Source organism: Cohnella sp. GCM10012308 (assembly GCF_042649185.1).
Taxonomy (GTDB): Bacteria; Bacillota; Bacilli; order Paenibacillales; family Paenibacillaceae; genus Cohnella.
In genome coordinates, this window is sequence record NZ_JBHRYU010000019.1 from 62,141 (window position 1) to 87,497 (window position 25,357).

Below are 25,357 nucleotides of genomic sequence, written 5' to 3' on the forward strand. Positions count from 1 at the left end.
CTTCGGCGAAGCGGCAGGGTTCATTTTTTATTCTCAGGAAGCGTTCAGCGAGGGTTCACGGGAGATTCAGACAAGCGGGCTATGATGTTTATAAGAACGACAATAACATCAATCTTAGGAGGATCTACCATGATGAATCCGAAGAAGCATAAGAAGCTCGCCATCACCTCGCTTGCCCTCGCCGTCGCCGTATTCGGCAGCGCCGTCTCCGTGGGCAGCGCGTTCGCCGCCACGACCAAGACGACCGGCTCGACATCGCAGACCCAAGCGGCGGACTCGACCGCTGCGCCGACCAAGGGAGACGGCCAGCACAGAGGCGGCGGCTTCCGGGCCAGCTGGAACAACGCCGAGGTGGCCGCGATGCTGAACCTGACCGAAGACGAGCTGAAGACGCAGCTCCAGGCCGGCAAGACGCTGTCTGACATCGCCGCCGCACAGGGCGTCGACGCGCAGAAGGTACAGGACCTGATCGTGTCGACGATGACCAAGCAGCTGGACAGCCGACTGGCGGACGGCAAGATCACGCAGGCGCAGTATGACGAGCAGAAGGCTACGCTCGCAGAGCGGGCCACCGAAGCGCTGGCCAACGCCTTCCCCGGCAAGGGCGGCGGCAAAGGCGGCCCTGGTGGACATGGCGGCGGACGCGGCGGCTTCGGCGGCATCGACCTGAAGGACAACGCCGATATCGCCTCCCTGCTCGGGCTGACTACGGACGAGCTGTCCACGCAGCTCCAGGCCGGCAAGTCGCTCTCGGATCTGGCCGCGGATAAAGGCGTTGCCGTCGACACCGTCACGGCCAAAGTCGTCTCGCTGCTCACGACGGCGCTCGACCAGCGCCTAGCGGACGGCAAGATCACGCAGACGGAATACGACGCGCAAAAGGCCAAGCTCGCCGATCAAGCCGATCATATTGTGAGCCGTGCGTTCACCGGCCACGACGGCGGGCACGGCAAGGGCGGCAAAGCCCGGACCGACGCCGACGCATCAGGCTCAGATTCCGACGCCTCGTCCTCCGCATCTGCTGCGACCGAAGGCTGACTTATCTTCGTTTACAACAGCGCTCGCACATAGAGAAAGCCGCTCTCCCCGACAGCCGTCGGGAGGGCGGCTTTAACTTTTTTTAAGCATCGATCCTTTCGCCTAAGCCTTACTTGACGGAGCCTTCATCGGCGAATGAGACGCTGACGCGGACCTGCACGTCCGCCTGGCCGAATGCCTCGCCCCAGTTCTCCTTGACCTGCTTGAATTGCTTGTATTGATGCGCTCTCGCGTAGATTCCGAAGCCGACGGGATCGACCTTTTTTTGCTGCAGCTTGGCGATCAGCGCCTCGAATTTGTCGCGCAGCTCCTTCGCGCAGGCGAGCTCGGCTTCCTGCTGATGATCGTCCAGATCCAGCGAGGACAGCTTCTCCACGACGCTTGCCGAGACATGTACGTGCACGGAAAACTTGAAACGTCCTCCCGCATACGCGGAATGGATTTTCACCTTGACCCGTTCCGTCGCGATGCTGATCCAATCGGACACCGACGCGGGCGACCCGGTCAGACCGGGCGGGAGCCGCAGAGAGAAGCCGACGGACTGTCCGGCGTTCTTTTGCAGCACGCGCAGCAAGGTTGTCTCCGGCATGCTCAACATGTCCACGTACTTGCCCTTATGATCCAACAGCGACGTCCCGTCAATCATGGCATCCTGCTTGACCGACATCTGTGTCATAAAAGGCGTCTGGCCCTCTTCGTTCATCTGCCTGTGCAGCTCCTGCAGCGTCGTTGCGACCGATTCCGCACGGTTGGAAGAGGAATTAATCATGCCCATCAACATCAGAGGAAGAATGGGCTGATTGGGCGAATGATAATAGTAAAGCTGGTCGAGCGGGCCGTCGAACACGATTACCCTTGGCGTAATCGGATTTCTGCCGTCCCTAAAATAAATGTCCATGTAACGGAACCAGTCGGGAACCTCCTGTACGAAGCGTTTCGATAGGGCGATGATCTTGATTTTCCTGCCGTTGAAGGAGCCTACCGTGAAGGCGTCCAGCTTACCCCGCCCTTGACGCAGCGTATTGGTGACGACCTTCAACTCCTGGCTTTTTTTACTCTCGGTTTTGCTGAAAACCGGTATGGAAGTATAGTTAAGCATACGGTGGTCTTCCGTTATGTCTACGCCCGCGACGAGCGACAACGAGGCATCCTCCAGGTCGATCCGGTCATAGCAGCCCGTCAACGGCCCTAATGTCAGTATTAAAAGCAGAAGGCGCGCGATTGTTCTCACGACGGCCTCCGCTTGCCGCGAATCGCGCCGTATAGCAGCAGATACCCCAAGAGAAGCACAGGCGCGGCATACTCGACCGCCATGCCTATTTTTCCGAGCCAGTCTCCCATTTCATAGGAAACATTAAAGCCGGGAACATAAAAGAAGGAGAATACCGCCGTCCCCGCTAACAAGATCCGCAGAAACATCCGGTGATCTGCGCGCCCGGCCAGCCAGCCCAGGCAGAAGGCGGACAGCTGAAAGGGCGGAATCCAGGACAGGGAAAAGATAAACAGATAGAGCACGATAAACAAGCCCTCCACCTGCTCCAGAAAAGGGAGTTCGACGGCTTTGAGCATATAAATGGACAGCTGATTGATCTTCGGAAGCTCGCCCGGGCTGAAGAAAGCGAAGCTGAGCAGCGTAATGAACAAGTAGGCGAACAGCGTGATGAGCTGTGCGCAGCATACGCCGAGCACCGCTTTTTCTTTGTTTTTCAGAAAAGGGTAGAGAAAAGCGGTCGCGCCGAAGCCGAGAAAGTAGAAAAACGTGCTTGGCAAGGCAGTGAGCACCGGCCGCCATCCGTCCGCCAGTACGGGCAGCAGATAAAGCCAGTGCGTATGTCCCCACACCAGGATAAAAACGAACGGTATCCAGAGGGACAGCCCCATCGACACCTCGGCATACCGTCCGACGATGCGGATGCCCCCGCGCGCGACGATATACGTGGGGATGAGCAGCATGAGCAGCGTCATATAGGCCGGCGTTTCTTGCAGGATGCGAGCCTTGATGACGCGCGTCGAGTAGACGATTCCGGTGTAGGCGAAGTAAAGGTAATAGGCTGACAAGAGAATTGCGGCCGCCCAGCCGGCCCACTTGCCGGCGTATTTGGCGATCAGGTCGAGAATGGTGCCGTCGGGCCATTTCTTCATGACCTGCACGATAACCAGATTCGCAGCCGTGGTCACCAGAGACCCCAGAATCAAGGTGATCCATCCGCTGTTGCCCGCGCCTTTGTACAGGACTTGGGGAATCTCGATGAATCCGTAGCTGATGGCGATGCCGCTTATGATAAAAATAAACTGCATCGTCGTAATCTCGTTGAAGGCGTACTTCTTCATCATCCGTCTCCTTTCGGACGATTGTCCCCCTGCCTCCGCGTCTGGACCGGATGCGCGCCGAGCGGCCGGCGCGTCAACTTCCAGAGCGGGCTGCGCACGACGGTATCCCGCCAGTCGGAGAACCGCATCGGCGCGAACGGCGTGCTGAACGGCGTGCCAAGGGTCTCGAGGGAGATCATATGGCTGACGAGAATCATCAAGCCGACCAACAGTCCGAATATGCCGAACATCGAAGCGGCCAGCATGAGAGAAAAGCGAATGATGCGAACCGCTGCCACCATGTCCAGATTCGGCAGGATGAACGAAGAGATCGCGGTGAACGCGACGACGATTACCATAATATTGCTGATCAGCCCGGCCTGCACGATCGCCTGTCCGATGACGATACCGCCGACGATGCCGACGGTCTGGCCGATCGGCGCCGGCAGCCGGACGCCCGCTTCGCGGATCATCTCGAGCGTCAGCTCCATGAAGGCGGCTTCGATAAAGGGGGCGAACGGGACCGTGCCGCGAAATGTGCCGATCGTCAGCAAAAGCTTGATCGGAATTAACTCGAAGTTAAAAGACGAAATCGCGATATAAAACGCCGGCAAGCTGATCGAGATAAAAAACGCAAGAAAGCGGAGCATGCGGATAAAGGTCGCGATGGACCAGCGCGTGCTGTAATCGTCGATATTTTGAAAAAACGTGACAAAAGAGGACGGCCCGATCAGCACGGTCGGGGAACGGTCCACGAGCACCGCAAACCGCCCCTGCGCGATCTGCGAGACGGCCGCGTCTGGCCGCTCGGTGACCATCAGTTGGGGAAAAGGCGAATACGGGTTATCCTCGATCAGTTCGGCCAGCTCTCCGGTGTTGATGACAAGATCGATATCGAGCCTTCCGATCCGATCCTCGAGCTCCTTAAGAATATCCGGATTGGCGACGTCCTCCAGATAAGCGATCGACACTTGCGTACTTCCCCTACGCCCGACAATGAAGTTTTTAAACTTCAATTCCCGGCTCGGCAGATAGCGTCGTATCATCGCGACATTCTGTTCGATCGTCTCGACGAAGCCCATCTGCGCGCCCCGCAGCGAGGTCTCCATCTTCGGGTCGGTCGGATCCCGCTGGGGCCAGCCGCCCGTGCGCATGACGATCGCCTCGTCCGAGCCCTCGACCAAGAGCACGCTGCTTCCCTTGAGCACCGCGACGATCAGATCGTTCCAGCCATAGATGCGAACCATGCGCCCGATCTCGATCGGCATTTCTCCGCCCGTTCCCGCCTGCATCAGAAGCGGCCTTATAATGCTGGTGTTAATATCGACCTTGTCGGTCAGCCCGTCTATAAAGAGCAACGCAGCGTCCTGGCCAGTCGCCCGGATGTTGAGCCGGCGTACGTTCAGATCCATCGTGTCGGGGAAAAGCTCGCTCAGCTTGTCCAGGTTCAATCGCAGATCGGTTGCGAACGGCTCGTCCGGAAGCGCTTGGCCCCTGGGGTTTCCGCTTGTCCGCTTTTGGTTACGCTTGCTTTTGCCGCCGAACAGGGACAGCAGCCCCATCGCGCTCACCTCCGCCGAAGATTCGATCCGCCGCCGCTTTTGTCCGCGGTCTTCTAACAGGATAGGATATCCAGAAACAAGGAAAGTAGTCGGAACCGCCAAGCAATGGATATGCGCTGAAAAACCTGCGGGCATGCCAAAAACCGCCGGATGCGCAATACGCGCGCTCCGGCGGCAGGTAGACCGCTCGCTATTCGCTAGCCGTCAAGATATCGGGATCAGAATCGTGAACGCCGGATGCGGATCGTGCGAATCCTGATCCATCGGATACAGCTCGATATGCTTGAATTGCCCGCTGGCTGCCTGATAGCCTTGCTTCTCGATCCACGCATAGACATGACTGTAGGACATGCCGATCGACTGGCCTTTCTTGTGCTCGAATTTGGCGCAGGTCAGCGCGGGCACCTCGATGCGGACCATGTCGCCCGGCACGGCGGCATCTTCCGTCACCTCCACTGCGGCGTAGTGCAGGAAGCCTTCCTTAAGCACATGGGACGAAAGACCAAACAAAATATCGGGCTGCGCCAGCTTCGGGATCTCGTCCAGCCGTCCTTTCAACGCGTCCTGCAGATCCCGGATCTCACCGGCCTCCGCACCCGCGAACGTCCCCTCCCACTTCAACCCGACGGCCTCGAAGGCCGGCAGTTCGTAGAGAACGACATCCCCCCAGGACACCTCCGTGTCAGCCGCGCGACCGGGTTCCTCCAAATCCAGATTCAGGTCCATCTGCTCGTGCTGCGACATGGAAACAGCTCCTTTGCGTTTATGATGAGCATGCGCGCCTTGTCTCGGCCTGGAGCGCCGAATAGGCTGCGAAGACGCGCGACAGCTATCGTTCGTCTATTCCCTTAACCTGTAATCTGTAATCCCTTACCTGCAAATCGCGGTTTTGAACCCAGATGGTCCGCGGGCTGGGAAAGCCCCGGCTGGCTGCTGGCTCGGTGAAATGGTTGCCGCATGGGAGAAAAGCAACGATACAACTCTGCATGCCGATTCTAAGCATGGAAAAGCAAGGCTGCAGCGTGCTCATTGCGACGGCGGGCAGTTGCAAGCGAGAAAAACACCGCTACAACGCTGCCTGCCCTCTCTAAGCGCGTAAAGCACCGCTGCAGCGCGGTCTTTGCGGCGGCTGGCTGTTGCAAGCGAGAAAAGCACCGCTACAGCGTTGCCTGCCCTCTCTAGGCGCGGACAGCACCGTTGCAGCGCGGTCTTTGCGGCGGCGGACAGTTGCAAGCGAGAAAAGCACCGCTACAATGCTGCCTGCCCTCTCTAAGCGCAGAAAGCACCGTTGCAGCGTGCTCATTGCGACGGCGGGCCGCTGCAAGCGAAAAACACCGCTACAACGCTGCCTGCCCTCTCTAAGCGCGTAAAGCACCGCTGCAGCGTACTCATTGCGACGACGGGCAGTTGCAAGCGAGAAAAGCAACGTTGCAGCATTCTCCTCCACCTTCCTGTCCGAAGGGGATATCGTTCAAACAAGCCAGAAACGCCGCTTCCTGTGCGAAGGGGATACCGTTCAAACGTCTCACACCCCCACAGCCGGCTCACTCTGCCTCCCAACTACCGCCAAGCCAGATCGGCCAAAACAACATAAAAAACGCAACCGGCGACCGGTTGCGTTTTTTCTACCTGCCAGCTATCAAGTTAGCCGAGAAAATGCTGCTTGAAAAACTCCAGCTGGTATTCCATGCTGAGCGGATCGTTGAAGTAGAATGTCTTGGCATCGGCCTCGAACACATGCTGATTTTGCACGGCCTTCGTGTTTTTGTAAGTCTCCGTATTTTGGAAAGAGCTGTCCTCGTCGGCATTTTTGCTGAAGATCACATAATCGCCGAAGTAATCGTCCAGCACTTCAGTGGACAGCGCGAGGAAGCCGTCCGCCTTCGTCCCTTCCTGGACCTTCTCGGGCATTTTGAGCCCGAATTGGTTGTAGAGGAGCTCCGTTCCGCGACCGAAGTTGTAGCCGTAGACATAGAGCTGCTTGTTAAAGGTTTCGATAACCGATACCGTTGCATCCGCGCCGATCTTCGCCTTGATTTCTTCACCCGCCTGCTTGGTACGGGCGTCGAAGTCGTCCGCCCACGCTTGGGCCTCTTTTTCCTTGTTCAGAAGCTTGCCGATCTCGACCTGCTGCTTGAAGAAATCAAGCTTGCCGTAGGTGAAGATGACCGTGGGCGCGATTTGCTTGAACTTGTCGATGTTCTTGTTGTCAGCTTCGCCAATGATCAGGTCGGGATTGAGCTCGATGATTTTCTCGACATTCTCGTCGCTGATCGTCTCGGCGCCGGACAGCTTGTCTTTAAAGTTCGGATTTTCCTTGGACATCTCGTCCACGCCTACGAGCGGTACGCCCAGCGCCATGACATTGCCGGTCAAAAAGCGGGTGAGCACGACGACGCGCTGCGGATTCGCCGGCACTTCGACGGGGCCGCTCTCGGATTGATAAGTGAGGGTGCCGGCGTCCGAAGCCGTAGTAGGCGACGGAGACGCGGCGTCCGAGGATGATGATGCAGAGGAAGACGCGGAAGCTGTGGGACTTCCGGCTGCGCTATCGATGTTGGAATTGCCTCCGCATGCGCTTAGAAGCAGCACGAGGATGAGGACGAACGGAACCGCAAGCTTTTTCATGTAATGACTCTCTCCCTTTTCTATGTCTGAGCTGATTTGATTATGAAAATCATTCTCATCGTCATAGCCTCATTATAGGGAGCGCTCCAGCGCCGAGCCATGCCTTTTTGTTGGGAAATGAGCTTGTACTATTGGTCGTCCGCAAACAATGCAAGCGCGCGCCGAAGCTGCAGGCGAATAGACACCGGATTATAGGGAATCCACTCGCTGTGATCGAGCTCATGGACGCGACCCGCTTGGACTGCGGCTAGCCCTTGCCATTCTACAGACCGGAATACCGCTTCAGAGTGCGCGGTGGAACCCCGTACATCGGGGAATACGATCGCGAGAACTCGATCGCCTGCATAATCCGCAAGCTCCGATGTCCGGATCGGAACGGAGTGGAACTGATCGCCGAGTCTCCCGATCTCGCGTGCGATCCTGGCAGGCGGCCGAAGTCCGAGCGATTGATAGATGACGTATCCCGCGTTGCGCGCCCCGTAGACGAACAGATGCTCAGGCTTGATGACCACGATCGTGATGACCTCATTCGCTGCCGCGCTCCGGCTTACGATTGCGCGAGCCGCCTGCTCTTCCTTTTCGAAATCGGCCAGCCATTGCTCCGCCCGCTCGTTCCGCTGGACGAATCGGGAGATGAGGCGCAAGTGCGCCTGCCAGCCGAACTCCATCCACGGAATCTCCGCGATCGGCGCTACGACGCGCAGATGATCGGGCGATAGCCCGCACTGGTGCAGATGCAAATTCGCCGCGATGACCAGCTCGACGCGGTTAGCCAGCAATACTGCTTTGAACTCCTCGGCAGGTGCGGCGGCGTCGACGATCGTCATCGTCCTGCGCTCCAGCGGATCGGAGGCGCTCAGGTATTCGCCGCTGTCCGAGACGAGGACGGCCGGGTCCAGTCCCAATGTCTGCAAATGTACCGCATACGGCGTGAGCCAGACGGCTACGCGCCCGAATGATTCTCGTCCATAATCCGAAGGTGGCGCGCCAGTCTGCTGCTTGAAGCGGCGGCTCAGGTAAAATTCATCCTTGTAGCCGACCTTCAGCGCGATCTCCCTAAGCGTGCCAGTCCCCCCGAGCAACAGCTCCTTGGCTCTGTGCACGCGCAGGCGCGATAGATAATCGCTGAGCGAGAATCCCGTTCGCTGCTTGAACAGCATCGAATAGTGGGAGGCGCTCACCCCCGCGATCTCGGCAAGAGATTCACGCGTTATTTTGTCGCTATAATGCATCTCCAGATAAGCAATGCTGCGCGACATGGAGGGCTGATCGCCAGCCGCGTGCGCGGCTTCTTGACGCTCCAGCAGCCGGAGGATGATCTCGTGAAGCAGGATCTGGTTGCGGACATGCCGGATCTCGCTTCCCGGCGATCGATGGACGTAGAGCGCTTCCGCCAGCGCCACGATGTCGGGCTCGTACGGGAGATATTGAACGGTCGCCCCGGAGACGGCTTCGCTCCTCCTCATCGCCGCGCCTGCGCGCGCCGCCCCCGCCGGTTCGCGGGTACCGATCGCCAGCTTGTACGCATGCAGCGGATATGCAGGATCGGCATCAAGCTCGGCCGCCGCGTTCGCAGGCAGCAGGACGACGCTGCCCTCGGCAAGCTCGTAGCTGCCGTCTACCGTCCGTAGAACGCCTCTGCCTCCGGCGGTTGCGATCAGCACGGGCAGGCGTTCGTTCATTTTGTAAGCCGGCGTATTCGAGGTACTGTACAACGAATGTATAGTGTCGACTGTATATAAAAGAAAGCGGGATTCCTCCCACTCCGAGCCAACGACGTGATCCACGACCGGTCCTCCGTTACGCATCAGAATGACATTTATGCCTCTATTATAGTCTACCGAAGAACGGAGCTATCAATTTTACGCATAATAAAAACACCGCATGGGGTCCATGCGACGCCATTGTCGGCCTTTACTTCGCTTCTACGAAAAAGTCGGCCCATTGTATAGAGACGAGCCCGCCGCTCCCTGGAAAAGGAATTTTGGCGGGGCTATTGATCGCAATCCAGTAGGACCCCGCTTCCTTGAGCGTAATTGTGCCGTTAAAGGCGCCGTCCTTGATAGCGATGTCCTGCTTGCCCACCTTTTCGTACACCTGATGAGCAAATCCCGAGCCTTGCGGCGAATATTTCTGAATGACGAACGTCACCTTGTCAAAGCCGAGATTGTGCGGATCTCTGACTTTACCGGCTACGGCGATCGGCGTCCCCGCCTTCGTCTCCACGAAGCCCGACGCCGGCGCCTCGACCGTCAGGTAGCTCTGCGCTTCCTCCGTGAGGTTAACCGGTACGGCGCTTGGATCGTCGACGTGCCGGACGACCTTGAATTCCGCGCCGCTGGAACCGGCAGGAGCAGCTTGCAAAATGTTGATGCCCGGATGCAGCTGCACGGTGAAGCGGATGCGGTTGTACAGATTGCCGTCGATCTCGATATCCTTGGCAATGACCTGGCTGCCGTCCGTTCCGCCCGACCAGGACCCTGCGCCAGTCGATGCCATCAGCTGCGGAGCGTATAGCTCCTTGCGATACAGCACGGTGAACGTCGTCTCTGCTTCGTTCGTATCCCATGATTCCCGCATTACCTGCGCAAGCTTCTCGCTCCAGTTCCACACAACCTGGCCGTCCGCCGTCGCTGCCGATAGGCCGAGCCAGGTCAGCGCCTTGACGGGCACATAGGCGACGCCGTTGGCAATAAACGGCTTGGGTGCAGTGTAGTAATCGGGCAGCATATTCCCTTCGCCGTCGTACAAGCGGTCCGAACCCATGCGAAAGTTTAGCTCCGTCAGGCCCGGATTAATCTTGGCGTTCGCCGTCACATGCACCTGCTTCTTCTTGGGATCCCAGGAGATCGCCGAGACCGCGCCGGACTGGCTGAGCGTGCGCAGCGCCACGTAGACGCGGCCATCCTTCAGGATCGGCTTGGCTGTCGCGACCGCCTTGCCGTCGAGCGCCGCGCCCGAGCCGTCCAGACGAATCTTCATCTCGTGCCGTACCAGGTCGAGTCTGGCGACATCCGGTGCAGGGTCGACGATCAGGACCGGCGTGTCTTCACTCGCAGCCTGCGCGTTCGCATCCGTTGCCGCTGCCGTCGGGATCGCACTCGCCGTTAATGCAGCGAATGCAGCCGTTAACGCCAGCCAACTTCCTTTTTCGAAAATGGTCATGATCGCTCCTCCTCATACGGTAATCTCCTATGCACTCGCGCACTTTTAAACCTCTAATGCGTGCCGGAACCGGCAAAATATATCCGCGCCTCTATCACGTCTCTACCACTCGCTCTTGACTATAAGGACGCGATAAATTGGATAAAGTTGCAATGTATACTGCTCGGAGAGGCCAAGGGCTGGTTGGCGGCGAAGAGGCTGATTGGTGACGAGGGAAGGGTGGGTGGCAGCGACCGAACGGCGGAGTGTTCTGCCATTGCTGCATGGACGAACCATGTTCTGCTTTCATTGTAATGCCTGCAAATATACATCTTTTTCCGCCGATGCCGGCCCTTTTAAGCAGGATAGCTGCCAATGTGCAGGTATTTTCCTTCATCTGTTCCCTTTTCGGATTTTATTTTGAATTTGCCTGCATATTCGCATGTATTTTATCAAAGGCCGTCGATAGACAGAAAATACATGTACAAGCGCAGTTTTTTCGAACCGTAGCCAGTCGAAAGCTCCTGCATGCCGAGAATACGCCTGCTTGTAACAGATCGCCGCCAACTTCATACTTGCTGATCAAGTAAAAAAAGAGCGGCCGCGGGGCATATATCCCCCGAGACCGCTCCTTATTTCGCCTAGTTCATCCTACCGCCGCGATCTCCGGCATCTTCTTGCCGCCCCACTTCTCGCTGCTCTCGAGCCGCTTCAGCAGGTTGGCATAGATGTCCGGCCTCCAATCCGGCACGCCCGTGATCGGGTTGTCGTTGTACAGCGTCAGCAGCTTGCGCGCTTTGTCCGAGATCGACAGGTCGATCGTAGCCAGCAGCAGCGCTTCGTCATTCTCTACCGGCTCCGCATAGTACGTCGACCCGATGCCCGCCACCTTCGGTCCAGCCACCAGGCTGCCGCCAGGGAACAGCATGTCTTTGTCCGGTCCCGCCAGGTTGGAGCTGACGAGGAACTGCCCGTTCTCGATCGCCCGCGCCTTAAGCAGCGTGTAGTAAAAGTCCTGCCAGCCGTCGATGTTGTGCACGGCCGTCGGGTTAAGGTATAAGCGGGAGCCCAGCGCCGCGTAGTAACGGAACAGCTCAGGGAAGCTGTACGTGTCGTAGCAGATGCCCACGCCGACCGGCCCCCAAGGCGTATCGAACATGAGCGGCTCGCTGCCCTTCTTGGCCCAGAGCGACTCCTTGCCGGCCGGATGGATCTTGCGGTAGCAGCCGACGATGCCCTCGGGACCGACGACGAGCGCCGAGTTGTAGAGGATGGACGACTTGGCGTCGCACTCTGGCAGGCCGACGATCGCGTAGACGCCGTACAGCTTGGCGATCTCGGCGAGCGACTCGGAGGACGGGCCAGGCACGGTCTCGGCGTCCCGCTGCTGCATCGCGATGCCGTCGTTGTCTACGTTGTAGCCGGTCAGCGCCATCTCGGGGAACAAAATGATCTTCGCCCCGCGCTCCGAGGCCGCCTTGATGTATTCCTTGATGCGGGCCAGGTTGCCCGTCTTGTTGCCCCACTCCGCGTTGAAGTTCACAGTCGCTACCGTCACGATGTTTTCGTATGCCATTTCAGATCTCTCCCTCTCTTTTTTAAAATTAAACGGTTAAAACCGGCGCGACCGTCGTATCCCCATCGAGCAGGAAGCACGCCGCCGTATGCCCCGGCGCCAGCTCCCGCAGCGCCGGCGCCTCCTCGGCGCAGCGCGCCATCGCATGCGGGCACCGCGTGCGGAAGCGGCAGCCCGACGGCGGATTGAGCGGGCTTGGCAGATCGCCCTTGAGCATCGCCTCGGCTTGGCCGTCAGCCGTCGCCCGTTCCGCGATGTCGACCGACGGCGCGGAGGCGAGCAGCGCCTTCGTGTACGGATGCGCCGCCGCGCCGAAGATGCGCGCGGTCGGCCCCTTTTCCACCACCCGGCCCAGGTACATAACCATTACTTCGTCGCTCATGTACTCCACCACGTGCAGGTCGTGGGAGATGAAGATGAGCGACAGCGTCAGCTCGCGCTTCAGGTCCTGGAACAGGTTGAGCACCTGCGCCTGCACGGACTTGTCGAGCGCCGAGACGGCCTCGTCGGCGATGACGATCTCAGGCTCGAGGATGAGCGCCCGGGCGATCGCGACCCGCTGCCGCTGGCCGCCGCTGAGGCTGCCGGGCAGACGGTCCGCATGCGTGCGGGACAGTCCGACCGCCTCGAGATAATGATGCGCGCGCTCCCGCGCCTTCGCCTTGGTCGCGCCGTTGGCCAGCAGCGGGAAGGCCACGTTATCCAGCACGGACATCTGCGGATCGAGCGACGAATACGGATTTTGGAACACCATTTGCATCTTGGTGCGGGCCTGCTTCATCGCTTTGCCTTTTAGCGAGAGCACGTTCGTGCCTTCATAGTTGACCTCGCCGCGGTCCGGCTCGATAAGCCGCATGAGCAGCCGCGCCAGCGTGGACTTGCCGCAGCCGGATTCGCCCACGATGCCGAGCGTCCCCTGCTTAGGCAGCGTAAACGAGACGCCGTCGACGGCGGACACGCCGCCCTTGCGCCGGCCCAGCATGTCGCGGATGGGAAAGGTTTTGCCGATGCCGTTCACCTGCAGGATGTCTGCCTGGCCGAAGGCGCTCTGAAGTGTCGTCCGAAGCGCCGTGACGGCGTTCGCTTGTTGGATCGCCATGCCGGATGCCTCCTATCGTTTGAGTTCGAGCGCGTCGCTCAAGGCGTCGGACACCAGGTTCAGCGACAGCGAGGTCAGGAAGATGAACGCGCCGGGTACGATGGTGACGGCCGGATTGATGAAGATGAGCTGCTTGAGGTTGTTGAGCATGAAGCCCCATTCGGGCGTCGGCGGGGATACGCCGAGGCCGAGGAAGCTGAGGCCCGAGGCGACCATAAGGCACACGCCGATGAGCGAGGTGGCGAAGACGAACACTTTGGCGAAAATGTTGCGCAGGATGTGCGCCCGGATGATCAGCCCAGCGCTTGCGCCGCTGGAGCGGGCCGCTTCAATGAACTCTTCCTTGCGCACTTCCTTGACCGCGCTCTCCGCGATGCGGGCGATCGGCGGGATGAAGACGACGGTCGCCGAGATGATGATGTTCGTGATGCCCGGCCCGAGGGCGGCCGAGATGCCGATCGCGAGCAGGATGGCCGGAAATGAGAACACGATGTCCAGCGCACGCATGATGATCGTGTTGGTCCAGCCGCCGAAGTAGCCAGCGGCGACGCCCAGGCCGCCGCCGAGGACGCTGGCGAGCAGCACGGGCAGCACGCCGGACAGCAGGCTCAGGCGTCCGCCGTACAGGACGCGGGACAGAATGTCGCGGCCCTGTTCGTCCGTGCCGAGGAGATGGCCCGGCGCGCCGAGCTTCTGCAGGCGGTCGGTGACCTCGCCGGCGCTAGGGTCGTAGGGCGCAACCCAAGGCGCGAGCAGGCAGGCGAAGACGATGACGAGCAGGACGATCAGCGCGGCCAGCGCGATCTTGCGTCTCGCGAAGGCTGCGAAGACGATGGCGGCCCGGGAGGGCTCGCGGCTCGCTGCGGATGCTGCGAGGGCTGTGGGGTCCGCGGCCGCGGTGGCTTGAAGCGACATGGGCGCTCCTCCTTTGGGGAGATGATGTTAGGGCATCGGCCAGGAAAGGCTGCGGCAGGTAACGGACGGCTTGGTTGCCCGAGGGCGTGCCCGGGATCCAGGCCGATCGTTAAGCCTGCCGCACCCGCGGATCCATCGCCGCATGCACGGCGTCGACGATCAGATTCAGCAGCACGAAGGCGACGGCAATGAACAGGACGCCGGCCTGTACGACGGGGAAGTCACGCTGCCCGATTGCCTGGTAAATGACCTGCCCGACACCTGGCCAGGAGAACACCGTCTCCACAAGTACGGAGCTCGCGAGCAGTGCGCCGAACTGGAGACCGGTCACGTTCAGGATCGTCGGCATGCCGCCGCGCAGCACGTGACGCAGAATGGTGAACGGCCGGACGCCCTTGGCCTTGAGGGCGAAGATGTAATCCTGCTGCAGCACGCCGGATACGGTCGAGCGGACCATGCGCGTCAGCACGCCGACGCTGGCGAGCGCCGTGGCGGCGGCCGGGAGGATCAGGTGGTTAATCGTATCGCCGAACCCTCCGCCGCCGACCTTGGACATGCCCGAGGACGGCAGCCAGCCGAGCGTAACGGAGAAGACGCCGATCAGGATGAGCGCAGCCCAGAAGTTTGGAAGGCCGATGCTCGCGAGGCTGAGACCGTTGAACAGCGAGGCGAGCCTTGACTTCGGACGGTACGCGCTGTAGACGCCGACGATCAGCGCGATGATGAAGGAGGCCAGCGCGGCGGCAGCCGTTAACAGCAGCGTGTTTTTAAATGCAGGCAGCAGCATGTCGGTGACGGGCAGCCGGCGCGCGACCGAGTCGCCGAGGTCGCCCTGCATGACATTGCCAAGCCAATACACGTACTGGACGGCCATCGGCTTGTCGAGGCCCAGCTGCGCCCGCACGAGGGCGCGCTCCGACTCGGAGGCGTCCGGCGGCACGATCGCGTTGACCGGATCGCCCGGCACGATCTTCAGCATCAGGAACACAATGATCGATACGCCGAGCAGCGTCGGAATCATGAGCAGGATTCGTTTCCAGACGAATGAGGCCATAGATGCAGCTCCTTCCGTTAATTACTTGGCGTCCTTCGCCTTATTCGATCGAGATCGTCGTCAGGTCCGCGAACCAGGACTGCGGCTGCACGAAGCCTTTTACCTTAGGCGCCAAAGCGCGGAGGTTGAGGTCGTGTACGACGTAGAGCCACGGCGCGTCGTCGGCCAGAATTTTCGAAGCTTGCTTGAGATATTCGTCTTGCTTGGACTTGTCGAACTCGGCCATTGCCTTGTCGAGCAGCGCGTCGTAGTCCGGATTCGAATAGCCGCCGATGTTAATGCCGTTCGGGAAAATGGCAGAAGTGGCGAAGAAGGTGGCGTAGAAAGAAGGCGAGATCGTCGGCAGCGAGATGTTGTAGGCGCCCACTTCCTTGTCCTTCGGGAAGCCTTGAATGTACGAGGTCAACAGCGACTGCCATTCGATCGATTCGATTTTTACGTCGATGCCGACGGCTTTAAGATTTTTCTGCACGTATTCGTTCATTTGGATCGGCCACATGTTGCCCGAGCCGCTCGTCGGGACGATAAACGTCGTCTGGAAACCGTTCGGGTAGCCCGCTTCGGCGAGCAGCTGCTTCGCTTTCTCAGGATCGTAGCTGTACGGCTCCGCCGCGTCGTTGTACCAGGCATGGCCCTCATACATCGGCTGGGTCGCAGGCTTGGCCGCGCCGCCGAGCAGCGCCGTGCTCATGCCTTCGCGGTCGATTGCGTAGTTGGCGGCCTGGCGCACGCGGACATCTTTCCACGGACCGTCCTGCACGTTCAGCACATAAGGCCAGATATGCGGATAAGGATTGGTGAGAATCTGATAGCCGGCCGATTTCAGCAGCTCGATCGACTCGGTCGGCGGCACCTCGGCCCAGTCCACTTCGCCGGACTGGATCGCCGCAAGACGCGCGGACGGATCGCTGATCGGGCGCAGAACGATCTTGTCGAGCTTCGGCGCGCCGCCCCAGTAGCTCTCGTTTTTGGCGAGCACCATCTCCTGGCCCTGCTTCATGCTCACGAACTTGAACGGACCCGTGCCGACCGGCTGGGTGGAGAAGCTCTTGCCGCTGGTCTTGATCGCGTCCGGACTGCCGATTAGGATGTTCGTCAGGTCGTACGGAAGGAAGCTGTAAGGAACGGTCGTCTTGATCGTAATCGTATTGTCGTCGACCTTGGCGTACGAGGCGACGTAGCGCAAGCCGCTGGCGCTGTTGCCCGCGAGCTGGGCATCGTAGAATTCGCTGTCCTTGTTGTGGATTCGGTCCAGGGCGAAGATGACGGCGTCGGCGTTAAATGGCGTGCCGTCGGTGAAGGTGACGCCTTGGCGCAGGCGGAACGTCCACATCGTGTCGTCGCTGTCCGACGTCTCCCACGATTCGGCGAGCCCCGGCTTCAGCGCCGCAGGCGCGTCGCCCTTGGACAGATCCCAGTTGACCAGCGCGTCGTAGATCTGGAAGCCGACGAAGCGGAAGCCCTCGTAGCCTTCGGTCGGGTAGGTATCCGGCACCGGCAGGTTCGCGGCCGACATCCCGATGATAAGCGTCTGCTCCTTGGCGGAGCCCCCGCTGCCGCTCGAGGCGGCCCCTCCGGATGCGGCATTGTTGTTGCCTCCACAGGCGGCGAGCAGGAGAAGAATGGCGGCGGTCATGGCGGCGAACAGCGGCTTCCACAGCTTGCGGGTCAGGACGTTCGGCTTGTGCATGGTTCTCATCGTACCCCTCCGGTTGGCGACGTTGCGCCTCTTTTTATCTGATTATTCTGTCTTTTTAATCTGGAAAATGAGACTTGCATAGCGTTATGCCGCTTGCCTTATAAGCTACCGTCGGTCCCTCGTAAAGTTCAACTTACTGCGCCATCGGCTGTGCGCCCTGCAGCAGGTGACAAGCGGCGCCGTGCGATTCGCCGTACGTCGTGAACGACGGCTGCGACTCGCGGCAAGATTCCTGCGCGTGACGGCAGCGGTCGGCGAACGCGCATCCGGCCGGCATCGCCGTGATCAGCGGCGGCTGGCCCGGGATCGCCGGGAGCTTGCCGCGCTGGCCCCGCTTCGGCGTCGCCTCGATCAGTCCTACCGTATAAGGATGCGACGGTGCGGACAGAATCTGGCGCGCCCGGCCGTACTCGACGATCTTGCCCGCGTACATGACCGCGATGTCGTCCGCCATCTCCGCCGCGACGCCGATGTCGTGCGTGACGAGCACGATCGACATGCCGAGGTCCCGCTGGAGATCCTTGAAGAGCCGGAGGATCTGCGCCTGGATCGTCACGTCCAGCGCCGTGGTCGGCTCGTCGGCCAGCAGCAGATCCGGATCGCAGGCCAGCGCCATCGCGATGACCGCCCGCTGCCGCATGCCGCCGCTCATCTCGTGCGGGAAAGCGCGCATCCGCTCCTCCGGCGCCGGAATGCCGACTTTGCCGAGCAGCTCGATCGTCCGCTTCCGCGCCTCCTCCTTGCTTACCTTGCGGTGCGCCCGGATCGTCTCGACGATCTGGTCGCCCACCCGGTAGAGCGGGTCGAGCGCCGACAGCGCGTCCTGGAATATCATTGAGATCTTGTTGCCGCGAACCTTCGCCATCTCCTTATCGGATAGCGGGAGCAGGTTCTCGCCTTCGAGCCGGATCGCGCCGCCGAGCTTCGCGCCTGCCGGCTTGAGGTTCAATATAGAGCGAAGCATGACGCTCTTGCCGGACCCGGACTCGCCCAGTACGACCAGCGTCCGTCCCTTGCGCACCTGCAACGATACCTCTCTTACGGCCGGTACCATCTTGCCTCCGATCTTGAACTCCGTCACCAGACGATCGATCTGCAGCAGTTCTGTCATGTTGTCAACCTCCTCGTTCGGATTGGGGGAAGCCTTTGTGTCACCAATACTAACACACAATTCCGCTAATCAGGCTATTGAAACATTCTATACCCTCCAAAACCGTCTTTTGGGCATTTATTGTGTTATATTACCTCACAAATAAGCCGGCGGTGCTTCGAACGTTCGGATTTAGCGCTTGCAGACATCCGTCGCCGCCGGTTTATTATCCGATCCCACCAAGGAGGCAACCGCATTGAAAACGATCAACCCCCAGCTGTCCTACGCCCCTATCCATGAACTGGCGCAGCAGATCGAAGCCCGCCAGATCTCGCCGGTGGAGCTCGCCGAAGCGTCGATCGAGCGCGCGGCCAGCTTGAATCCGAAGCTGAACGCCTTCGTCACGATGACCGTCGAGCTGGCGCTCGCAGAGGCGCGTCAAGCGGAGGACGAGATCATGCGTGGCGCTTATCGCGGACCGCTGCACGGCATCCCGATCGTGCACAAGGATCTCTATTACACCAAGGGCATCCGCACGACCTGCAGCTCGAAGATTCTGGCCGACTTCGTCCCCGACCACGACGCCACGACCGTCGCCAAGCTCCATGCGGCCGGCTCCGTGCTTCTCGGCAAAGTGCAGACGCATGAATTCGCCTGCGGGGCGTCGACGAACAGCCCGCACTTCGGCCCTTGCCTCAACCCTTGGAATACGGATCACGTCCCGGGCGGCTCGAGCGGCGGCTCCGGCGCGGCGGTAGCCGCCGGCATCGCCTATATGGGCACCGGCTCCGACACCGGCGGCTCGATCCGCATCCCTGCCGCCTGCTGCGGCGTCGTCGGCATCAAGCCCACCTATGGCCGGGTCAGCAAGCACGGCGTTTTCCCGATGGTGTGGTCGCTCGATCACGCCGGTCCCCTCACCCGCAGCGTGAAGGACGCCTCGATCTGCCTCGACATCATGTCCGGCTTCGACGCCAAGGACGAATCGACCGTCGATCTGCCTGCTCCGGGCATGCGTGAATATAACGGCAGCCTGAAGGGCGTGAAGCTCGGCATACCGGCCGATTTCTACTACGAGAATATCAGCGCCGACGTCGAAGCCGCCCTGCACGCGGCGATGGCGAAGTTCAAGGAGCTCGGCGCGGAGATCGTCGAGGTCAAGCTGCCGATGATCCATCGGGCGCAGGGCATTGCCATGGCGATCTGCCTGGGCGAGCTGTCCGCCATCCACGAGGAATGGATCGCGACGCGCCCGCAGGACTACGGCCCGGACGTCCGCCTCATGCTCGAGAGCGGCAAAGACTTGCCCGCCTCGGCCTACCTGCAGGCGCAGCGCGCCAGGCATCTCGTCGTGCAGGATTATCTGGACGCCTTGTCCGGCATCGACGCGCTGCTCACGCCGACCACGCCGACCACGGCGCCGCGCTCGGGCGACTTCGACGCATCGCTGCAGCTCGCGCGGCTCACGATGCCGACCAATCTGACCGGTCTGCCGAGTCTGTCGATGCCTTGCGGATTTTCTCCGGCAGGTCTTCCGGTCAATATGCAGCTGATCGGACGTCCCTTCGAGGAGGCGACGATACTCGGTATCGGCAACGTTTACGAGCAAAACACCGATTGGCATACCCGCCATCCATCGATTTAATTTCACAGTCGATTCATTTCACGACGGTATTTATCCGAATAAAAGGAGCGAGTTCCATGGGAGATTACGAGGATCAGAAAAACGAGGCCGTTGCCGCAAACGCTGTAGAGAGCGGCACGGAAATGACAGAACAGTCAAAGCAAGCCTTCGCCCGGTTCGCCTCTGCGATCGACAGCCTTAAGGGACTGGATCTGACGGGCATCGAACCGATCCTGCCGCCGACTTACAAGGCATCGCGCTATCGGACATCATAAACTAAGGCTGTCGCCGATTATTCAAGCTTGTAGGCCGGATCGATCTGCTCCAAGTATGTCTGAAGCGCGGACAGCATGATCGGCGCGAGCTGCGCAACCGGCAGCGGCGAAGCCGGAGACGCCGGACAACTGAGCAAAATAGGCAGGCTGAGGTATTCCTCCGGCATGAGCAACGCGTGAAAGGGCAGCGGTCCCCCAAGCAGCTGATAGATCGACGTGACCGGCACGAACGTATACCCGAACCCGCTAGCCACGATATCCAGGGCCGCTTCGATATCCTGAACGATATGGAAGCGGTCGGGAATATCGCCGAACAGCTTGAGGAACGCCTGGCTCGTCACCCGGGGAAACGACAGCAGCGGCGCGCTCTCGAACAGCACGAACCGCTCGTCCTTAAGCAGGCGCGCATTGCTCATATCGGGCAGGATGTCCGGATAGCCCGTCTTCGGGTAGAGCAGCACGAGCCGGTCGTTCGCGAGCCGGCGGGAACCAAGGTTCGGCCGCGGGCCCGTCTCGTAGTGAAGACACAGGTCAAGACTGTCGCAATCCGTCAGATTGAGCAGCAGGTCCGACGTTTTGGTGACGAACTTGCACTCGGTATCCGGCGCGGCGGCTTGAATGCCTTGAATGATCGGGCCGACGAACGCGGGAAAAAAGAACGACTCTACCCCCACGCGCAGCCGGAGCGCGTTGGTGATGGCGTCGATCGGTCCCTCCGGCTCGCGCGCCTCGCGTCTGCGCAGCAGCGTCGCGGCCTCCTCCAGCTCCTCGAACATGCCGATGGAGTACGTCAGGAAGAATCGTCCGTGCTTGGTAAGCCGAATGCCGTCCCAGCTCCGTTCCAGCAGACTGACGCCGAGATCGCGCTCCAGCTTCTTGAGCCGGGCGCTTAGCGTCGGCTGCGTGACGTGCAGCGCCTGCGCGGCGCGTGAGATGCTCTTCTCCCGCGCGACGGCGACGAAGGAATGCAGACCTTCCATATCCATAACCGCTTCAGTCTCCTTTCCGTCTGTAGCCGTATGCCTGCTTGCCTTGGAACGCAGCGTCGATGGCGTCCTTCAACCGTCCGGTGACCGCCCTTGCGATCTCTTCGATCGGATGACGCGAGGAAGGATTCTGCGAGTAGGTGATGAAGACGGGAGAGATCAGGAACTCCGCGTCCATCTCGATCGCGTGGAAGGGCAGCGAAGCATCCATCATATGGAGCAGGCTCGAGCGGGGCATGAACGTGTAGCCGAATCCGCGGCGCAGCATATCGGCCATCACGGTTACGTCGTTGACGATGTGAAAACGTTCCGGCACCCGGCCGAGCAAGTAGTGGAACACCCGCTCCGTCACCTCGCTGTATTGGCGCAGCGGCGAATTGTCGAAGAGAATGAACGGCCGGTCCGCAATCAGCGGCGCATTCGAGAGATCGGTCCGGATGTCCGGGTAACCTTCCTTCGGATACAACAGCACCGCTTTATCGTAATGCACGAGCCGCGAGCAAGGATGCAGGTCGCCGACGTAGTTGAAGTTCAGGCAAAGGTCCAGACCCTCGCAGTCCACCATGCCAGTCAAGAGATCGGACGTCTTGTTTACGAACCGGCATTCCGCATCGGGGACGACGGCTCGGATCCCTTCGATTACGGAAGGCAGGAAAGCCGGGTAATAGAACGACTCGATGCCGATCCGCAGCCGCTTCTCGTTAGCGACCGCCTCCAGCGGGCGCTCGAGAATACCTCCGCCGCCGTCCTGGCTCAGAATGGCCCCAGCTTCCTCGATCTGCTGGAACAGATCGACGGAGTAGGACAGGAAGAACCGGCCCTCCTTGGTCAGTCGAATGCCGTCCCATCCGCGCTCGAGCAGCTTCACGCCGAGACTCTCTTCCAGCTTGCGGAGACGGGCGCTGAGCGTCGGCTGCGTCACGTGCAGAGCCTGTGCGGCTTTGGAGATGCTCTTGTCTTTGGCAACAGCGATAAAAGAGTGCAACCCGTCCATGTCCAACATGCCCGCCTCCCGGCTGCAACTTATTATGTAATATTCTATAACATACATTTAACTGATAGTAGCCTCAATTGATACCATAATCAATACAACGATAAAAACCTAACATATCGGAGGAATATACAATGACTGCTTATCTTAATCCGCAAGATACCGCCCTTGTCATTATCGATATGCAAAACGACTTCTGTCACGATGTCGGCGCCTCAGCCAAGCGCGGGCTCGCCGACATCCCCGCCTTCCAGGCCTGCGTGCCCAAGATCGACGGTTTGATCACTCATGCACGGGCAGCCGGCGTCCCTGTCGTGTTCGTCTACATGACGCTGGACGACACGACCAAGTCGGAGGCCTGGACCAACAAGCACGGGACCGAGATCTCGATCGTGGCCAAAGACAGCTGGGGTGCCGACTACTACAAGCTGTACCCGCAGCCGGGCGACGCCGTCGTCGAGAAGCACCGTTACAGCGGCTTTATCGGCACCAACCTGGATCTCATCCTTCGATCAATGGGCTGCAAGTCGATCGTCCTCACCGGCGTGCTCACCAACGTGTGCGTAGAATCCACGGCGCGGGACGGCTTCATGCTCGATTACAACGTCACGCTCGTGTCCGATGCCTGCGCAGGCTCAAGCCCCGAAGCGCATGCCGGCACCCTCGCCAACATCGCGAATGTCTTCGGCACCGTGCTCGACACCGAACAGGTCGGCGCAGTCTGGCGCGCAGCAGCGGCGCCGATCGAGGCATCGGCCTGATACGTCAAAGGACCGCATGGCATCATTCGCCGACGCAGTCCTTTTTTTGCATCACCTGTAAAACCGTCTTCAGCACATTTTAACGGTATCCCCTTCAATCAGGAATCAGCCTCCTGAACGAAGGGGATATCCTTCAAATGCGCCTAATCAGCGTCCCTGAGCAAAGGGGATACCCTTCAAACGCGCGAAGCAGTCCTCTACCCTTACTCGCCTTCGCTCAGAATCGTCTGCACTCTGCCGACCTGGCCATCCTGCAGCCTCACCTTGATACCGTGCGGGTGCGTGGCCGAGTTCGTCAACAGATCCTTCACGATACCCCGAGTCAGCTTGCCCGTACGCTGATCTTGCTTCAACACGATATCTACCGTCAGCCCGGGCTTGACGTCGCTGCGGTTCCGCCCGCTGCCTGCCATATACGCTCATTCCTTCCTGTACACGCGAATCCACTGTTGCCTACCTGCGCCTTGTGCGGCGCTTCCATCATACCAAGCCTGAGCGTCCGGTGCATCTTCGCGGACATGCAGTAGCTTGCACGCGCTCAAAATGATACAATATGTATCTAAAGGAGGGCGCTCTGTATGATGCTGACTGCCCGCGACAGCGAGCGAAACCGGTATCTGCTGTTGATTCTGTCCGTATTCGATGCGCTGGCGACGGATTGCGGCATTCGGCTGCAGTTGATTCAGGAAGCGAATCCAGTCGCCAAGGCGTTGTACGAATCCAACGTCGTCCTTTTCTACGGCTACAAGACCCTTCTGCCGCTTCTCCTGCTGTTCCTGCTCCGTCATGCCCCCGATCGCCAGATCGTTCGCCTCGGAACCGCACTCGCCACAGCTCTGTACGCCATCGTCGCGATCTATCACGTCGTCTGGATTGGGGTCGCTGCGGTGACTCCCTGACCTTGATTCATGCGATGCAATGCCTTATCTTGCGGCCGCGGCGTTCAAGCGATACGATACGTGTAGAGACACTGGAGGCGATATCGCGGTGCAAGAGCAGCCCATAAAAGTGTATAACACCGCCGTCGAAGCGACGCTTGAAGTCATCGGCGGCAAGTGGAAGCCGGTCATTCTCTTCTATCTCACCTTCGGCAAGCGGCGCAACGGCGAATTAATGCGGCTTATTCCTTCGATTACGCAAAAGGTGCTTTCGCAGCAGCTATCCGAATTGGTCGATGACGGCATCGTCTCGCGCATCGTCTACAACCAGGTGCCGCCGAAGGTCGAATACGAGTTGACGCCTTACGGCCGGAGCTTGAGAGATTTGCTTCATCTCATGTGCAAATGGGGCGACGCGCATATCGAGCGATCCTACGGCGACCGCGGACGCGTGCTGTTCGAGCCGCCGCAGGACGCCGATTGAACGAACGAAGCCGGCCCTGCCAATAACGGCGGAGCCGGCTTTGTCTTGCGCCTCGATCAGGGGATGACCTTGCGCAGGCGCAGGTCCTCGAAGATCCCCATGAACATCTCTTCGGTGTCTATGAACTCATGGAATCCGAAGCGGCGCGCCTTGGTGCCGTCCGCAAAGAAATCGTAATTCCACGAAAAAACAAAATCTCCGAATCCCCAGGAAGAGACATCGTCGTAGCTATTCGGCGCAAGACCGTATTTCTCGACCATTGCGTCCCAGAGCGGCGCCTTGTCTGCCATTACGGTCTCGAGAGACATCTGAAGCGGAGGCGCGGTCTCAAGCCCGAAGTTCGCCGCGATCTTCGGCCATAGCTCGTTCCAGCGGAAAAGGTCGCCGTTCGTGATGTTGAAGGCCTGGTTCGCGCAGCGCGGATCGGTCGCCGCCCATACCGTCGCCCGGGCCAGCAGACCGGCGTCGGTCATCTCCAGCAGGCTGTCATAGGCGCCCGGCTTGCCCGGGAAGCGCAGCGGCAGCCCCAGTTCCTTGGATATCGTGGCATAGACCGCGATGACCATCGCGAGGTTCATCGGGTTGCCGGTCGCATAGCCGGCCACGACGGACGGTCGCAGCGCGGACCACGTCCACGTAGATCCAGGTTGCCTCCGCTCAAGGAACTGCTGCTGATCGACATTAAACTCCGGCGGCATATGACCGGCATCGTTCTCGCGGGCGGGCGTCTTGAACGGACCGAGGTGGGCGCCGTAGACCTTATAGCCCTGCATCAGGCTGATATGCGCAAGACCCGGCGCGATCGGCTCGACCGCGTCGACCGTATGGACGAGCATCGCCAGATTCGGCTGGACGAGCTCGGCCCAGGTTGGGCGATCCTGATAAGCCGCGTAGAAAATATGCGTGATCCCGGTCAACGCGCCCAGTTTGTCGCGGGTATCCGCTTCGTCCAACAAGTCTGCGGCTACGTATCGGATGCGCCCGGTATTTTCGCCTCCGCGCCTCGATACGCCAACGATGTCCCATTCGGGCAGCGTCGCCAGATATTCAATCAGGTTCCGTCCGATCACGCCGTTCGCTCCGATTACCAGCGCCGTTTTGCGGACTTCCTTAATCGTTTGACTCATGCTCATCTTCCTCCTCGCTTCTTATGACCCCATTGTGAAGCAGAGGAGGGGAGGTGAACAGTACGCACCTTGAAGTCATCTAGTTACTTCAAAGTAATAAATGCACCGCGGCGGCG

General features: G+C 59.9%; 23 protein-coding genes. 6 read left to right on the forward strand and 17 right to left on the reverse strand.

The window, feature by feature from the left end:
- The first annotated feature begins 129 nt into the window (after positions 1-129).
- Positions 130-1,038, forward strand: coding sequence for an SHOCT domain-containing protein (locus ACFOTD_RS19945; protein WP_378121699.1), 909 nt, complete (start codon positions 130-132; stop codon positions 1,036-1,038).
- Positions 1,039-1,147: 109 nt separating this feature from the next.
- Here the strand turns inward: ACFOTD_RS19945 and ACFOTD_RS19950 are convergent, their stop codons facing one another.
- The 13 genes from ACFOTD_RS19950 to ACFOTD_RS20010 form a co-directional block, all read right to left on the reverse strand.
- The gene (locus tag ACFOTD_RS19950) at positions 1,148-2,269 is read right to left on the reverse strand and encodes a Ger(x)C family spore germination protein (protein ID WP_378121700.1); all 1,122 of its coding nucleotides are present in this window, start codon (positions 2,267-2,269) and stop codon (positions 1,148-1,150) included.
- The gene (locus tag ACFOTD_RS19955; RefSeq protein WP_378121701.1) at positions 2,266-3,369 is read right to left on the reverse strand and encodes a GerAB/ArcD/ProY family transporter; all 1,104 of its coding nucleotides are present in this window, start codon (positions 3,367-3,369) and stop codon (positions 2,266-2,268) included. The genes ACFOTD_RS19950 and ACFOTD_RS19955 overlap by 4 nt, the downstream gene beginning before the upstream one ends.
- Entirely contained in the window at positions 3,369-4,910 is a 1,542-nt protein-coding gene (locus ACFOTD_RS19960) for a spore germination protein (protein ID WP_378121702.1), read from the reverse strand. Before ACFOTD_RS19960 ends, ACFOTD_RS19955 begins: the two co-directional genes overlap by 1 nt.
- 204 nt (positions 4,911-5,114) lie before the next feature.
- Complete coding sequence (locus ACFOTD_RS19965; protein ID WP_378121703.1) at positions 5,115-5,654, reverse strand: GyrI-like domain-containing protein; 540 nt, start codon at positions 5,652-5,654, stop codon at positions 5,115-5,117.
- A gap of 900 nt (positions 5,655-6,554) precedes the next feature.
- Positions 6,555-7,538 (reverse strand): iron-hydroxamate ABC transporter substrate-binding protein, encoded by a 984-nt coding sequence (locus tag ACFOTD_RS19970; RefSeq protein ID WP_378121704.1) that lies wholly within the window; start codon positions 7,536-7,538, stop codon positions 6,555-6,557.
- Between the two features lie 128 nt (positions 7,539-7,666).
- On the reverse strand, positions 7,667-9,325 hold the full coding sequence (locus ACFOTD_RS19975; RefSeq protein WP_378121705.1) for a helix-turn-helix domain-containing protein: 1,659 nt from the start codon (positions 9,323-9,325) through the stop codon (positions 7,667-7,669).
- Positions 9,326-9,452: 127 nt separating this feature from the next.
- Positions 9,453-10,703, reverse strand: a complete 1,251-nt coding sequence (locus ACFOTD_RS19980; RefSeq protein WP_378121706.1) for a stalk domain-containing protein — start codon at positions 10,701-10,703, stop codon at positions 9,453-9,455.
- Between the two features lie 625 nt (positions 10,704-11,328).
- On the reverse strand, positions 11,329-12,258 hold the full coding sequence (locus ACFOTD_RS19985; RefSeq protein ID WP_378121707.1) for a carbon-nitrogen hydrolase family protein: 930 nt from the start codon (positions 12,256-12,258) through the stop codon (positions 11,329-11,331).
- Positions 12,259-12,286: 28 nt separating this feature from the next.
- Positions 12,287-13,357: an ABC transporter ATP-binding protein gene (locus tag ACFOTD_RS19990; protein ID WP_378121708.1), complete on the reverse strand. Its 1,071-nt coding sequence runs from the start codon at positions 13,355-13,357 to the stop codon at positions 12,287-12,289.
- Between the two features lie 12 nt (positions 13,358-13,369).
- On the reverse strand, positions 13,370-14,272 hold the full coding sequence (locus tag ACFOTD_RS19995; RefSeq protein WP_378121709.1) for an ABC transporter permease: 903 nt from the start codon (positions 14,270-14,272) through the stop codon (positions 13,370-13,372).
- 109 nt (positions 14,273-14,381) lie between these two features.
- Complete coding sequence (locus ACFOTD_RS20000; RefSeq protein ID WP_378121710.1) at positions 14,382-15,326, reverse strand: ABC transporter permease; 945 nt, start codon at positions 15,324-15,326, stop codon at positions 14,382-14,384.
- A 40-nt stretch (positions 15,327-15,366) separates the two neighbouring features.
- Positions 15,367-17,025 carry an ABC transporter substrate-binding protein gene (locus ACFOTD_RS20005; protein ID WP_378121711.1) on the reverse strand — a complete coding sequence of 553 codons (1,659 nt, stop codon included), beginning with the start codon at positions 17,023-17,025 and terminating at the stop codon, positions 15,367-15,369.
- A 133-nt stretch (positions 17,026-17,158) separates the two neighbouring features.
- Positions 17,159-18,136: an ABC transporter ATP-binding protein gene (locus ACFOTD_RS20010; RefSeq protein ID WP_378121712.1), complete on the reverse strand. Its 978-nt coding sequence runs from the start codon at positions 18,134-18,136 to the stop codon at positions 17,159-17,161.
- Positions 18,137-18,371: 235 nt separating this feature from the next.
- On the opposite strand from ACFOTD_RS20010, the gene ACFOTD_RS20015 reads away from it, so the two are divergent.
- Both ACFOTD_RS20015 and ACFOTD_RS20020 read left to right on the forward strand, forming a co-directional pair.
- The gene (locus ACFOTD_RS20015; protein ID WP_378121713.1) at positions 18,372-19,760 is read left to right on the forward strand and encodes an amidase; all 1,389 of its coding nucleotides are present in this window, start codon (positions 18,372-18,374) and stop codon (positions 19,758-19,760) included.
- A gap of 56 nt (positions 19,761-19,816) precedes the next feature.
- A complete protein-coding gene (locus tag ACFOTD_RS20020; protein ID WP_378121714.1) occupies positions 19,817-20,014 on the forward strand; it encodes a hypothetical protein in 198 nt (65 codons plus the stop codon).
- Positions 20,015-20,031: 17 nt separating this feature from the next.
- On the opposite strand, the gene ACFOTD_RS20025 is transcribed toward ACFOTD_RS20020, so the two are convergent.
- Both ACFOTD_RS20025 and ACFOTD_RS20030 read right to left on the reverse strand, forming a co-directional pair.
- A complete protein-coding gene (locus tag ACFOTD_RS20025) occupies positions 20,032-21,000 on the reverse strand; it encodes a LysR family transcriptional regulator (protein ID WP_378121715.1) in 969 nt (322 codons plus the stop codon).
- A 7-nt stretch (positions 21,001-21,007) separates the two neighbouring features.
- Positions 21,008-22,003, reverse strand: coding sequence for a LysR family transcriptional regulator (locus tag ACFOTD_RS20030; RefSeq protein ID WP_378121716.1), 996 nt, complete (start codon positions 22,001-22,003; stop codon positions 21,008-21,010).
- A 122-nt stretch (positions 22,004-22,125) separates the two neighbouring features.
- Here ACFOTD_RS20030 and ACFOTD_RS20035 point away from each other — a divergent pair, with 122 nt between their 5' ends.
- A complete protein-coding gene (locus ACFOTD_RS20035; protein ID WP_378121717.1) occupies positions 22,126-22,752 on the forward strand; it encodes a cysteine hydrolase family protein in 627 nt (208 codons plus the stop codon).
- Between the two features lie 203 nt (positions 22,753-22,955).
- On the opposite strand, the gene ACFOTD_RS20040 is transcribed toward ACFOTD_RS20035, so the two are convergent.
- The gene (locus ACFOTD_RS20040) at positions 22,956-23,165 is read right to left on the reverse strand and encodes a YwbE family protein (protein WP_282912139.1); all 210 of its coding nucleotides are present in this window, start codon (positions 23,163-23,165) and stop codon (positions 22,956-22,958) included.
- A 165-nt stretch (positions 23,166-23,330) separates the two neighbouring features.
- Between ACFOTD_RS20040 and ACFOTD_RS20045 the strand changes: the two genes are divergently transcribed.
- Together ACFOTD_RS20045 and ACFOTD_RS20050 are read left to right on the forward strand one after the other, a co-directional pair.
- The gene (locus ACFOTD_RS20045; RefSeq protein WP_378121718.1) at positions 23,331-23,651 is read left to right on the forward strand and encodes a DUF5658 family protein; all 321 of its coding nucleotides are present in this window, start codon (positions 23,331-23,333) and stop codon (positions 23,649-23,651) included.
- An 88-nt stretch (positions 23,652-23,739) separates the two neighbouring features.
- A complete protein-coding gene (locus ACFOTD_RS20050; RefSeq protein WP_378121719.1) occupies positions 23,740-24,114 on the forward strand; it encodes a winged helix-turn-helix transcriptional regulator in 375 nt (124 codons plus the stop codon).
- A gap of 56 nt (positions 24,115-24,170) precedes the next feature.
- Here the strand turns inward: ACFOTD_RS20050 and ACFOTD_RS20055 are convergent, their stop codons facing one another.
- Positions 24,171-25,241: an SDR family oxidoreductase gene (locus tag ACFOTD_RS20055; protein WP_378121720.1), complete on the reverse strand. Its 1,071-nt coding sequence runs from the start codon at positions 25,239-25,241 to the stop codon at positions 24,171-24,173.
- Positions 25,242-25,357 lie beyond the last annotated feature (116 nt).

Coding starts and splice junctions, on each gene's coding strand:
- ACFOTD_RS19945 (WP_378121699.1), top strand. CDS start 130: ATGATGAATCCGAAGAAGCATAAGAAGCTCGCCATCACCTCGCTTGCC.
- ACFOTD_RS19955 (WP_378121701.1), bottom strand. CDS start 3,369: ATGAAGAAGTACGCCTTCAACGAGATTACGACGATGCAGTTTATTTTT.
- ACFOTD_RS19960 (WP_378121702.1), bottom strand. CDS start 4,910: ATGGGGCTGCTGTCCCTGTTCGGCGGCAAAAGCAAGCGTAACCAAAAG.
- ACFOTD_RS19965 (WP_378121703.1), bottom strand. CDS start 5,654: ATGTCGCAGCACGAGCAGATGGACCTGAATCTGGATTTGGAGGAACCC.
- ACFOTD_RS19970 (WP_378121704.1), bottom strand. CDS start 7,538: ATGAAAAAGCTTGCGGTTCCGTTCGTCCTCATCCTCGTGCTGCTTCTA.
- ACFOTD_RS19980 (WP_378121706.1), bottom strand. CDS start 10,703: ATGACCATTTTCGAAAAAGGAAGTTGGCTGGCGTTAACGGCTGCATTC.
- ACFOTD_RS19985 (WP_378121707.1), bottom strand. CDS start 12,258: ATGGCATACGAAAACATCGTGACGGTAGCGACTGTGAACTTCAACGCG.
- ACFOTD_RS19990 (WP_378121708.1), bottom strand. CDS start 13,357: ATGGCGATCCAACAAGCGAACGCCGTCACGGCGCTTCGGACGACACTT.
- ACFOTD_RS19995 (WP_378121709.1), bottom strand. CDS start 14,272: ATGTCGCTTCAAGCCACCGCGGCCGCGGACCCCACAGCCCTCGCAGCA.
- ACFOTD_RS20000 (WP_378121710.1), bottom strand. CDS start 15,326: ATGGCCTCATTCGTCTGGAAACGAATCCTGCTCATGATTCCGACGCTG.
- ACFOTD_RS20005 (WP_378121711.1), bottom strand. CDS start 17,025: ATGAGAACCATGCACAAGCCGAACGTCCTGACCCGCAAGCTGTGGAAG.
- ACFOTD_RS20010 (WP_378121712.1), bottom strand. CDS start 18,136: ATGACAGAACTGCTGCAGATCGATCGTCTGGTGACGGAGTTCAAGATC.
- ACFOTD_RS20020 (WP_378121714.1), top strand. CDS start 19,817: ATGGGAGATTACGAGGATCAGAAAAACGAGGCCGTTGCCGCAAACGCT.
- ACFOTD_RS20025 (WP_378121715.1), bottom strand. CDS start 21,000: ATGGATATGGAAGGTCTGCATTCCTTCGTCGCCGTCGCGCGGGAGAAG.
- ACFOTD_RS20030 (WP_378121716.1), bottom strand. CDS start 22,003: ATGTTGGACATGGACGGGTTGCACTCTTTTATCGCTGTTGCCAAAGAC.
- ACFOTD_RS20035 (WP_378121717.1), top strand. CDS start 22,126: ATGACTGCTTATCTTAATCCGCAAGATACCGCCCTTGTCATTATCGAT.
- ACFOTD_RS20040 (WP_282912139.1), bottom strand. CDS start 23,165: ATGGCAGGCAGCGGGCGGAACCGCAGCGACGTCAAGCCCGGGCTGACG.
- ACFOTD_RS20045 (WP_378121718.1), top strand. CDS start 23,331: ATGATGCTGACTGCCCGCGACAGCGAGCGAAACCGGTATCTGCTGTTG.
- ACFOTD_RS20055 (WP_378121720.1), bottom strand. CDS start 25,241: ATGAGTCAAACGATTAAGGAAGTCCGCAAAACGGCGCTGGTAATCGGA.